Source organism: Symbiopectobacterium sp. (assembly GCF_051710365.1).
Taxonomy (GTDB): Bacteria; Pseudomonadota; Gammaproteobacteria; order Enterobacterales; family Enterobacteriaceae; genus Symbiopectobacterium.
On the sequence record NZ_JBPETA010000125.1, the window covers coordinates 1 to 10,068 of the forward strand.

Annotated in this window: 7 protein-coding genes and 3 pseudogenes; 4 read left to right on the top strand and 6 right to left on the bottom strand. The window is 51.6% G+C overall.

Annotated features, from left to right (window positions below; genetic code table 11):
• Positions 1-139 precede the first annotated feature (139 nt).
• A pseudogene (locus ACTBDZ_RS11880) lies at positions 140-1,032 on the top strand (2-hydroxycarboxylate transporter family protein).
• A gap of 80 nt (positions 1,033-1,112) precedes the next feature.
• Positions 1,113-1,496 carry a VOC family protein gene (locus tag ACTBDZ_RS11885; RefSeq protein WP_438815468.1) on the top strand — a complete coding sequence of 128 codons (384 nt, stop codon included), beginning with the start codon at positions 1,113-1,115 and terminating at the stop codon, positions 1,494-1,496.
• Between the two features lie 205 nt (positions 1,497-1,701).
• On the opposite strand, the gene dcuR is transcribed toward ACTBDZ_RS11885, so the two are convergent.
• The 6 genes and pseudogenes from dcuR to ibpA form a co-directional block, all read right to left on the bottom strand.
• Positions 1,702-2,424 carry a two-component system response regulator DcuR gene (gene dcuR, locus ACTBDZ_RS11890; RefSeq protein ID WP_264624405.1) on the bottom strand — a complete coding sequence of 241 codons (723 nt, stop codon included), beginning with the start codon at positions 2,422-2,424 and terminating at the stop codon, positions 1,702-1,704.
• Between the two features lie 2 nt (positions 2,425-2,426).
• Positions 2,427-4,031: a sensor histidine kinase gene (locus ACTBDZ_RS11895; RefSeq protein ID WP_438815469.1), complete on the bottom strand. Its 1,605-nt coding sequence runs from the start codon at positions 4,029-4,031 to the stop codon at positions 2,427-2,429.
• A 134-nt stretch (positions 4,032-4,165) separates the two neighbouring features.
• A pseudogene (locus tag ACTBDZ_RS11900) lies at positions 4,166-5,553 on the bottom strand (anion permease).
• Positions 5,554-6,021: 468 nt separating this feature from the next.
• A pseudogene (locus tag ACTBDZ_RS11905) lies at positions 6,022-7,681 on the bottom strand (putative transporter).
• Positions 7,682-7,879: 198 nt separating this feature from the next.
• A complete protein-coding gene (ibpB, locus tag ACTBDZ_RS11910; protein ID WP_438815470.1) occupies positions 7,880-8,335 on the bottom strand; it encodes a small heat shock chaperone IbpB in 456 nt (151 codons plus the stop codon).
• A 120-nt stretch (positions 8,336-8,455) separates the two neighbouring features.
• Positions 8,456-8,869 carry a small heat shock chaperone IbpA gene (gene ibpA, locus ACTBDZ_RS11915; RefSeq protein WP_438815471.1) on the bottom strand — a complete coding sequence of 138 codons (414 nt, stop codon included), beginning with the start codon at positions 8,867-8,869 and terminating at the stop codon, positions 8,456-8,458.
• A 289-nt stretch (positions 8,870-9,158) separates the two neighbouring features.
• Between ibpA and ACTBDZ_RS11920 the strand changes: the two genes are divergently transcribed.
• A complete protein-coding gene (locus ACTBDZ_RS11920) occupies positions 9,159-9,512 on the top strand; it encodes a YceK/YidQ family lipoprotein (RefSeq protein ID WP_196905842.1) in 354 nt (117 codons plus the stop codon).
• Positions 9,513-9,635: 123 nt separating this feature from the next.
• Positions 9,636-9,890, top strand: coding sequence for a hypothetical protein (locus ACTBDZ_RS11925; RefSeq protein ID WP_438815472.1), 255 nt, complete (start codon positions 9,636-9,638; stop codon positions 9,888-9,890).
• Positions 9,891-10,068: the final 178 nt, after the last annotated feature.

Here is a 10,068-nt window from a genome sequence, read left to right on the forward strand (position 1 = left end):
TTCAGTATTGGTGACAGACCACCACAAGTATCCAACCTCAATTCTGTTCACAAGACCATCGTTGATGTTCTCGGCGAGCGATACCGTCGAATTTATTCTTAAAGTAGGTGCGGAATGACGGATTCAAGGGATGGTACGCATGTTTGTGCCGCTGGTCATCGGTACCGTCACCGCGGTGGTAACGGGCCTGCTGGTAGGTAAACTGTGCGGCTACAGCCTGTATCACACCTTCTTCTTTATCATTGTGCCCATTATTGGCGGCGGTATCGGCGAAGGCATTTTACCGTTGTCCTTGGCTTATTCCGCACTGCTAGGTCAGGCGCCGGATGCCTATGTGGCGCAACTTGCCCCTGCGGCAGTGGTGGGCAATATTTTCGCCATTTTCTGCGCGGGTATCCTGTCACGCCTCGGCATGCGTCGTAAGGATCTGAACGGCGAAGGGCGTCTGGTGCGCAGTGACGAAGAGCAGAACCTGTTCACGGTAAACGACACACCAAAACCGGTGGATTTCCATCTGATGGGTGGCGGCCTGCTGATGATTTGCGCCTTCTTTATCGTCGGTGGCCTGTTTGAGAAGCTGGTACACATTCCTGGCCCGGTACTGATGATCCTGATTGCCGTGTTCTGTAAATACAGCCGCGTTATTTCCGCTAGCATGGAAACCGGCGCGCACAGCGTCTATAAATTCGTCTCCAGCTCACTGGTCTGGCCGTTGATGATTGGCTTGGGGATGCTCTATATTCCGCTGGAAGCGTGGTCGCCGTGTTCTCCGTTGGCTACGTTATCGTATGTGGTTCTGTCGTGCTTTCTATGGCGCTGGTCAGCTTCGTGATTGCACCACGTCTGAACATGTATCCGATTGAAGCCTCAATCGTCACCACCTGCCACAGCGGCCTGGGTGGCACCGGAGACGTCGCCATTCTCTCGGCGTTCAACCGTATGTCGCTAATGCTGTTTGCACAAATCGCAACGCGCATCGGTGGTGCCTCTACCGTGATCGGGGCGACGCTGCTGATGGGCGGGTTGCTGTAATGAAGCCCAGCGCTAAGGCTGCTGACAAAAACTGTCACTGCACCTGATTAACATGGCGGTCTACTACCAAGGAGACTGCCATGCTATCCGCTGATATTTCAATTCTCTATGTCAGTAACGTAATAAAAAGCGCCGACGTCTACACTGGGCTGTTTGGCATCATCCCCGTAGAAAAAAGCCCCACCTTCGCGTTGTTTGTGTTTGAAAATGGCTTCAAGCTCGGCCTATGGTCGTGCTACACCGTAGAACCAGGCGTCAACCAGATTGCCAGCATACCGTCGGGTGAGATTGTGTTTACGGTACAGGATAAACCAGAGGTTGATACGCTTTATCAAGCTTGGGGAACCCAGCATCAGGTCACCGTGATCCAAAAACCAGCCCAGCTCGACTTTGGTTATTCCTTTGCCGTGCTCGATCCTGATGGGCATCGGCTCAGAATCTGTTTTCTTAAAGAGGAAGCATAATCGTTGAACGCAAGCTGAGGGTCACGTATTCAATGTGTTGCTCCGCAATAAAAATAGTATTCATGCTCTATGTTCTCTTCATGCATTCAGGCTGGTTTTAAACACCTTTTTTGCATGCCAGACTATGTAGCAATACACTCATTGAATACGTGACCACAACATCGCACTATCGCCTGTACGATAGCGCGATGAGAGAAACAGCATACTATTCACAATACTGGCGCAGCGCGTCTTGCTTCTCGGGCAGCAGGCGGTAGAGATAGACGGGGCGGCCGGTAGACCCGTAGAGAATATTGGTGGCGAGAATATTGGTATCAGCGAGATATATCAGATACTTACGACAAGAAACACGAGAGATGCCAATCGCGTTTGCCAGCATTTCCGTGGAAAATTCAGCCCCTTGGTTGCCTTCAATCCATTCACAGACGGTGCGTAGCGTCAGGCTGGTCAGCCCTTTCGGCAGTTTTTTACGCTCGCCGGCCACACCGCCGCTGGTGCGACGAATCAGGCTATCAATATCCGACTGAGCAACAAATTCTCGATGTTTCAGCAGGTTCGCTTCTTCTCTGTAGGCGGTCAGCGCCTGTTCAAAGCGAGAGAACTGGAACGGTTTGATCAGATAATCAACCACGCCATAATGCAGTGCTTTCTTAATGGTATACACATCACTGGCGGAGGAGATGATAATCACGTCCGTTTGTTCGCTGAACTCACGAATGGTCGGCAGCAGATCCAACCCGTTATCCTGCTGCATATAGATATCGAGCAGCACCAGATCGATCTCAGAGTCTGGCTGCATCAGTAAATTTCGCGCCTGCTGTAAGGTTGGCACCGTTGCATAACAGTTGAAACCGGGCACCTGGCTCAGATAGGAACGGTTAAGTTCTGCAACCATGGCATCGTCATCAACAATCAGTACATTTATCATGGTTAAACAGCCTTGGCTTGATAAGGGATATTCACGAAAAACTGGGTATACACCTCAGGTTCCGACTCAAAATCGATACTGCCGCCCACTTTTTCCAGGCTCTGTTTGGTCAGGTAAAGACCGATTCCGCGCCCGGATCCCTTGGTGGAGAATCCTTGTTCATAAATACGATGCTGATTTTCCAGCGTAATACCGGGGCCATCATCGCCCACGATGCAGTGCAAGCGCCCATCCTGATGATGGAAACTCACGCTGATTTCTCCGTTTTCCATGTTACTCATTGCATCCATGGCATTCTCAATCAGGTTACCCAAAACGGTGATCGACTCATTGGTAGCATCCATATCGTCGGTTTCGGGTAACAGGCTCTCTTCGGTTATCGATAACTGGATGCCAAGATCGCGCGCCCGGTTGATTTTACCCAGCAAGAATCCGGCAATCACTGGCGATTTTACCTTACGAATAATCGAGCCGATTTCTGCCTGATAATTGTTCGCCGTTTTTAAAATATAGTCTTCCAACTGCGAGTAGTATTTCAAATGCAGCATGCCCAAAATCACATGTAGCTTGTTCATAAACTCGTGGGACTGGGCCCGCAGTGCATCGGCGTAATAGGACATCCCCGTCAAGCGCTGCAACAACTGGCCAATTTCAGTCTTGTCACGGAACGTGGCGATAGCACCAATCACGTTACCTTTCACCGTCACTGGCACGGTATTGGTCAGCAGCAAATTGCCATTGATATTGATCTCTTCATCACGCTGAGCGATACCACTTTCCAGCACTTGCCTAAGGCGAAGGTGCTCCATCCACTGCTCGCTGATGGTTTCTGCCGACGCATTGGCCGCTATATTGCCCTGTCGGAACAGCCTGCGCGCTTCATCGTTAATCACCGTAATACGACCGCTGTCATCCACGGCAATCACCCCTTCCTTGATCTGTTTCAGCATGGCGTTGCGCTGCTCAAACAGGTTGGAAATTTCATAGGGTTCAAAGCCCAGCATGATGCGCTTGTGGATTTTCACCAGCACTAACGTGCCGAGTCCGCCGACCAGCGCCCCGGCCAACAGCGCCCAGGGGATCATCCAGCGGTTTTCGCTGATCACTTTCTGCACGCTGGTCAGCGCAATTCCTAGCGCTACAACGCCGACCTGCTTGCCATCATTATTAAAAACCGGTGTAAACACCCGCAGCGCCGGGTCCAGCGTGCCGCGGTTGATCGAGGTATTTTCCAGTCCAAACAGCGCAGGGTAAATGTCACGCCCGGCAAAATGTTCACCGATGCGCTCCCGTTCTGGGTGGGTGTGACGCACGGTGTCCATGTCGGTCACGGTGACAAACAGCAACTGATTGCGGTGCGTGATGGTCTCAGCGGCGCGCTGCACTGCTTCGGGGTTACCCAATCCTTGCAACTCATCAATCACCACCGGAGAAGCGGCAAAGGTGCGCGCAACGGCAAACGCCTTGTCGCGCAGGCTGTCTTCGGAGAGTTGGTTAATGCGGAAAAACAGCAGAGCGTAGACCACCAGCAACACTGCGCCTAGCACGACAGAGACCATCAGAAAAACGGATGTTCCCAGCTTCATCGGTGCTTTTGTCCTGCTCATGTCTTGCTCCGGAATCACCTTGGATATCCTTATCTTAACCTGTTTTGCCGTATTTATCGTCCTGCGTTATTGCCCCGCGTTACGGGGCAAAGAAAATCGCAGTCTGATGGGGATTACCAGAATCCCAATACCTTTCACCACATGCCGCCAATACCCAGCCAGATAGGAATCACGACTAGGCTGATAAAGAAGCCAATTTTCCACCAGGTTGCCAGCGGCATATAACCACATCCAAACAGGATCGGTGCCGGACCGCTTGAGTAGTGCGTGGTGGACATGAACAGGTTACTGAAGATACCAAACGCCAGCACGGTCAACATCGGCGGTGCACCTGCCGCTAAGGCAATGGAAACGAAGATGGCATACATGGCGCTGATATGGGCAATCGCACTCGCCATCAGGTAGTGGCTGTAGTAGTAAACCAGCAGCAGGATGCCAAGCATCGGCAACCAGTGGAATCCGCTGACAGCGTTGCCCGCCAGTTGACCCAACCAGGCAATCAGCCCCATTTTGTTCAATTGCCCTGCCAGGGTCATCAGCACGGCGAACCATACCACGGTGTGCCAGGCTTCTTTCTCGCCGACCACGTCATCCCAACTCAGCGCACGGCTCAGCAGCAGCACGCTCAGCCCCGCCAGCGCGGTCAAGGTCGCATCGATATTCAGCGTGGAGCCCAACACCCAGAAGGTGACCAGGCCAAGGAATACACCTAATACCACCCATTCATCGCGCGTCATGCGCCCCATCTCACGCAAACGCTCCACGGCAATGGCACGCATTTCCGTGGTTTGTTTCAATTCAGGCGGATAGAAGCGATAGATGAGATAGGGGATCAGTGCCAGAGACAGGATACCCGGCACCAGCGTTGCCAGCGCCCAATCGGTCCAGCTGATGTAAATACCGAACTGCGCCGCCAGTTTCGCCACCATCGGGTTACCGGCCATGGAGGTCATGAACATGGCTGAAGTGATGGCGTTACACTGGAAAATGGACTGCACCAGAAACGCCCCGATACGGCGCTGGGTGCCTTTCTCCGGCGTAGAATCATAGGCCTCGGAGATAGAGCGGAACAGCGGAGTGATGATCCCTCCGCAGCGCGCCGAGGTGGAAGGCATCGCCGGAGCAAACAACAGGTCAGTGAACACCAGACCATAAGCCAGACCGAGCGAGCTGTTACCCAGTTTGCTGATGAACAGCAACCCGATGCGGCGGCCAAAACCGGTTTTGATAAAGCCGCGCGAGATAAGGCGCAGGTGATCATCCAGATGGTAGGGTCGCTAAACCCAGCCAATACGTCTTTAATCGAGAGCAACCCAAGGATCGCCACGGACGTCAAACTGAACATCGCCATGGCACCGAGGGGATACGGAGAGAGGATAAGACCAATAACGGTGGCAATGAAGATAGCCATTAGATGCCAGGCTTCAGGCTTGACACCCTCTGGCACGGGTAATAACCATAACGCAACAGCAATACCGATAATGATGAGGAGCTTAACTAACCTGCTATTGTTTGTAGACATAAAAACACCACGCTAGAAGATTAAAACGGAATTCGTTTTTTCCACCCAATGCAGTGCGGAGGAGCGGTGTTTCGTTATTCTTCCTCCATCACCCCGATTACCAATATCTTATTCGCTTGATTGTCGTTCTAATTCGGTAATAAGGATATTTTGTAAAGCGGATACATCAGTAGCAGAAAAAAAGGCGAGAAAACAATTGGTCAGGGTATTTTTCTCGCCCCATCAAATTCGTATGATTAACGTAGAACATAATAGAGTAAACGGCAGTTGAATGATAGTTATTTTACTTACTAAACAGATTTAATAGTTTAAATATATTGGTAATTTATAATGATGTGTTCTGAAAAAAAGCGCGATCAATCACGGGGTAATAAATGGAAATTAAGTTATTAGAAAAAGTGATGCGCGAAATAAGATAATAACGCGGTAAATAATACCGCGTTATTATCTCGCCCCCATCATTTTCACTCACAGGCTCCAAAATAATACCGCCAGCAGCTGAGGGGACATGATGCGCAGAAACATCGCCAGAGGATAAACTGTTGCATACGAGAGCGCGGCGGCCCCGCTGGTGGCGTGCAACCCGTTGGCAAAGGCGAGCGCAGGCGGGTCCGTCATTGAACCTGCCAACATCCCACACAACGTCAGGTAATTCATTTTTCCGAGCGTTCGTGCCAACACGCCGACGATTAACAGTGGGATGATGGTGATACAAGCGCCGTAGGCTACCCACCAGATGCCTTCGCCGTACAGCAGGGTATCAAAAAAAATCACCGCCCGATTTTAACCCCACCACGGAAAGAAACAGCACAATACCCAATTCGCGCAACGCCAGGTTCGCACTGGGCGGCATAAACCAGTAGAGCTTCCCAATGCCACCGATTCGCCCGAGGATCAGAGCCACCACAAAAGGCCCTCCGACTAATCCAAGCCGCAGAGCAACAGGGAAACCAGGAATAAACAGGGGCACCGAACCTACCAGCACGCCAAGACCAATGCCGATGAACACCGGCAGCATCTGCACCTGCTGTAGCTTCTGCTGGGAATTGCCAACAATATCCGCCACCGCATCGATGGCCGCCTTGCGTCCCACCAGGTTAAGAATATCGCCAAACTGCAAGGTGGCATTATTGCTGGCGACCAATTCAACACCTGCACGGTTGAGCCGTGAGATCACCACGTCATAGTTCTGCTTCAGATTTAACTCACGAATTTTTCGCCCAAGCACCTTGTCATGGGTCACGACTACACGCTCTACGTGCAGATCCGTACCACGCGTGGAGAGCGACGTATCGACCTCATCACCCATCACCAGACGAGCCTGATCCAAATCATGCCGGGCTCCCACCAGATGCAAATAATCACCCAATTGAATCAAGGTGGCGGGCGCGGGCACCATCAGCGTATCGCCGCGTTTCAGGCGGGAACAGACAATCGCATCGCTATTGAGCATCGGCACATCCTGAATAGCCAACCCCTGCAAGTTCGGGTTGTTCACCTTGATGTTCATGGTTTGCAGTTGCTCATGGTGATGGCCGTTACTGTTATCAAATTGCCTGGCTTCCGCCTCAACCATGATGCGAAATCCCACGCGCAGCAGCCACATCACCAGCAAAATGCCGCAGATGCCTAGCGGATAAGCCATCGCATAACCCGTTCCCATCAGGGTGACCTGCGCCGGATTAGAACCTAAATCGGTCAGAATCTGCTGCCCGGCTCCCAGAGACGGCGTGTTGGTCACAGCACCGGAGAAAATCCCCAGAATAATCGGCAACGGAACTGCAAACAGCTTATGAATGATAATGGTGACAATACAGCCCAACAGCACGGTCAGTAGCGCGAAGCCGTTTAGCCGCAGGCCGGAAACGCGTAATGAAGAGAAGAAGCCGGGACCCACCTGAATGCCGATGGTGTAGACAAACAGGATCAGTCCAAACTCCTGAATGAAGTGCAGCATGTCGTTGTTGAGGGTGAACTGGAAGTATTGGGCAAAATTCCCCACCACAATGCCACCGAACAGCAAGCCGCCAATGCCCAACCCAACGCCGTAGATACGCCAATTGCCTATCCACAACCCCAATACTGCTACTAACGCCAGCATACTCACGGTCAGTGCGATATCACTCATAGCCGTATCCTTGTGCAGCCGTCTTTCGCTTGAAAATCAGTCTAGACCTACGCGACAAAAGCGCCACTGACAGGCAGTCTGGCAGAAGGGGAAGCGAGAATCCGTGGCTTCCAGCACAAATCCTTATGGGTGGTGGGGAAATAAAAATCCCCGGTAAAACCGGGGATGGGAAACAGACTCACCGCGTTATTTTGCGGATTAAGCATCGCTGGTCGATTCAGGCGCGTGCGTCAACCCAGGGCGGTTGCCGCCAATGGCAATACGCTGTGGTTGCAGTTCTGCCGGTACTTCACGTATCAGATCGATATGCAGCAAACCGAGTTCAAATTTCGCCTCGGAGACAAACAGGTGCTCCGCCAGCGTAAAGCTCAGGGTGAACGGTTTAAACGCCAGCCCCTGATGCAGATATTCCACTTTCTTCTCTGGCAGCGTCGGCGTACCGCTTACCGTCAGACGTGGCCCCTCCACTTCGATCGCGAGTTCGCTTTGCTGAAACCCGGCCAGGGCCAGCGTGATGCGATAGTGGTTGTCGTCTTTTTTCTCAATGTTGTAGGGAGGAAACTCAACGGCCTCCTGACTGCCCTGCATTGAGCTGGCCAATTTGTCAAAACCGATCCACTGACGCAGCAGCGGTGATAAATCATAGTTACGCATAATGTGACTCCTTCTTTGAAGCGAGAGTGTGCCTTCAGAGGAGCAGGCAGGCTCCACCGAATTCGCCCCCTAACGGCGGCGGGCGGGCGTTAAAACTGGGTGTTAAATGTTAACGTCGTCTTACTTGATATCGATACGGCGCGGCTTCATCGTTTCCGGCACCACGCGCTCCAGATCGATGTACAACAAGCCATGTTCCAGATTGGCACCAGTAATTTGAATGTGCTCAGCCAGTTGGAACTTGCGCTCAAAGTTGCGCTCGGCAATGCCCTGATAGAGATAGTTACGCGTTACCGGCTCACCGCCGTGTGCGCCTTTCACAATCAGCAGATTGTCATGAGCGGTAATCTCCAGCTCATGCTCGGCAAAACCCGCGACAGCGATGGCAATGCGGTAATGGTTGTCATCCACCAGTTCAACATTGTAGGGAGGATACCCACCGTTACCCTGACTTTGTCCTGCTTCCAGCAAATTAAACAGACGATCGAAACCGATGGCGGAACGATACAGGGGAGAAAAATCGAAATTGCGCATTACAGCCTCCTAAACATTCAGCGAGGATTGATATGGGCCTTCTTTGATAGACAGGCCCTACACCCCATCGACTACCCTGTCGGCGTAGCGTCATAATCTGGGGCTACAATAAAGATGGAGACCGGGCTCAAACTTTCAAGGCCGCGATCGAAGCAATTTTTCCTTTTCCGAAAAATTTATCGGAAAATGAAGTACTACCGCCACAGCACAAAACATGACATCTTACTTAGAGCCCGTTATACCGTGGCAAGGCCTGGCGTAAGCCGACCATTTCTCAATGGACAGCGATATGAAAGTACTGAGACGTACTGCACTCTCTTTGTTGATAGCAGGAAGCGGGCTGGCGCTTACTGGCGGTTGTTCCAGCGTGATGACGCACACCGGTCCCCATCAGGGTTACTATTCCGGTACGCGTGCCAATATGGACGCACTGCACAGTGAAGATGCCAGTTGGGCCATGACGCCGCTGGTGATCCTCGATATGCCGTTTTCTGCCGTTATGGATACCTTGCTGCTGCCTTATGACTATTCTCGCTCGGGCAAAGAAAAGCCGGACGATTCGTTACGCGCACGCATCCACCACGATGAACCACTCCCCATCATCCCCGCAAGTACCGTGCAATCCAGCACTGCGCATCCGTAGCCTGTTTGCCATACGGTCTATCAAACAGACCGGTTTTTGACAGACATACCTTTATTTATCAGCATAATAGCGCCGTTACTTCGGGGGCATGTTGCCACCTGAGCGTCTATGGATATGATGTTAATGAAGCTAGACAGTCTTTCCCGCTTGTTCCACGTCAGTAAAGGGGAATTTATGCCCCACCCGCTTCAAAAACCTAACCGCCTGAGCCAACTCGATCAGATAGATAACGACGATATTGAATTGGCTCGCTTCCAGCACATGCCGATGCCTCCCGCGGGTACGGTCGCCTTTCGCCAACCGACTCGAGTGAAAAGCGTGTGGCTTCACGCATCTCAGAAAATGATTGTGCTCGGGAAGGAAGAAAAAGCGCTGTGAGAGGTTTAATGGTAGGCATAAACAGGCCGTGTGGCGTGCATTTCCAGTTTACGCAATTGGTTATCCCATAAAGTTTATACAATATAAAATATATATTTGTTAAGTTGAATTTCATTCGCTCATTTTTTTTTTTGATCTTCAACCAGGAGGTTTTATGTCATGGTTTACCCGTTTGTCT

Excerpts from the sequence above, each read along its gene's own strand:
- ibpB (WP_438815470.1), bottom strand. The coding sequence starts at position 8,335 with ATGCGTAACTATGATTTATCACCGCTGCTGCGTCAGTGGATCGGTTTT.
- ibpA (WP_438815471.1), bottom strand. The coding sequence starts at position 8,869 with ATGCGCAATTTCGATTTTTCTCCCCTGTATCGTTCCGCCATCGGTTTC.
- ACTBDZ_RS11895 (WP_438815469.1), bottom strand. The coding sequence starts at position 4,031 with ATGAGCAGGACAAAAGCACCGATGAAGCTGGGAACATCCGTTTTTCTG.
- ACTBDZ_RS11885 (WP_438815468.1), top strand. The coding sequence starts at position 1,113 with ATGCTATCCGCTGATATTTCAATTCTCTATGTCAGTAACGTAATAAAA.
- ACTBDZ_RS11925 (WP_438815472.1), top strand. The coding sequence starts at position 9,636 with ATGAAGCTAGACAGTCTTTCCCGCTTGTTCCACGTCAGTAAAGGGGAA.
- ACTBDZ_RS11920 (WP_196905842.1), top strand. The coding sequence starts at position 9,159 with ATGAAAGTACTGAGACGTACTGCACTCTCTTTGTTGATAGCAGGAAGC.
- dcuR (WP_264624405.1), bottom strand. The coding sequence starts at position 2,424 with ATGATAAATGTACTGATTGTTGATGACGATGCCATGGTTGCAGAACTT.